Below are 845 nucleotides of genomic sequence, written 5' to 3'. Positions count from 1 at the left end.
TCTAGGGTTTGTTGAGATTCAGGATTTCACGGATAGAGATATCATGATTCAAGCTCCTTTTGAGGAGTATGAGGATGATTCGGACTGTCTTGACGGACGCTCAGTGGGAAAAGATGGCTCCCCATTGCCACGGCAAGGGCACCGATCCCGGCCGCAGCGGAGGCGACAATCGGCTCTTTGTCGAAGCGGTTCTGTGGAAAGCGCGCACCAGCAGCCCTTGGCGGGATCTGCCAGACGAGTTCGGCAACTGGAATACGATCTTCAAACGCTTCGACGACTGGTCGAGAAAAGGCGTGTTCGAACGGATATTCGAAGCCGTCTCGGATGATCCGGACATGGAATATGCCATGATCGATGCAACCATCGTTCCGGTCCACCGTCATGGACACGGCGCAAAAGGGGGACTCAAAATCAGGCGATCGGAAAATCGAAAGGTGGATGGACGACCAAAATCCTTGCCTTGACTGATGCCCTTGGAAACCTCGTCCGGTTTCACCTCCTGCCCGGCCAGCGCTACGATACGATCGGCGTGGCTCCCTTAATCGAAGGGATTGATTTCGAGGCGATCCTTGCCGACAAGGCGTTCGATGCCAACTGGATCATCGAGGAGATGAACGAGCGCGGTGCGCAGATCGTCATCTCGCAGCGTCCCAAGCGCAAGCATCCGATCGAGATCGACAAGGAAGTCTATAAGTGGCGGCACCTGATCGAGAACTTCTTCTGCAAGCTCAAAGAGTTCAAGGCAATCGCCATGCGCTCCGACAAAACCGACCGAAACTTCTCAGCAATGATCTACGCTTGCGCTGCCGTCATAAATTCGCGATGAATCTCAACAAACCCTAGTC

1 protein-coding gene is annotated in these 845 nt (G+C 54.1%); it reads left to right on the top strand.

Going from position 1 to position 845, the window contains the following annotated elements:
* Window positions 1–68: 68 nt before the first annotated feature.
* Window positions 69–826 (top strand): IS5 family transposase gene (locus ACPYOP_RS32915; RefSeq protein ID WP_481414380.1). Its coding sequence is split into 2 segments (ribosomal slippage): window positions 69–405 and window positions 405–826, totalling 759 coding nucleotides; the frame shifts between segments, so codons are not numbered across the junction.
* Window positions 827–845 lie beyond the last annotated feature (19 nt).

It is taken from the genome of Rhizobium sp. KNZ2-6A, from assembly GCF_056755475.1.
This window is presented reverse-complemented; position numbering and strand designations above follow the sequence as displayed.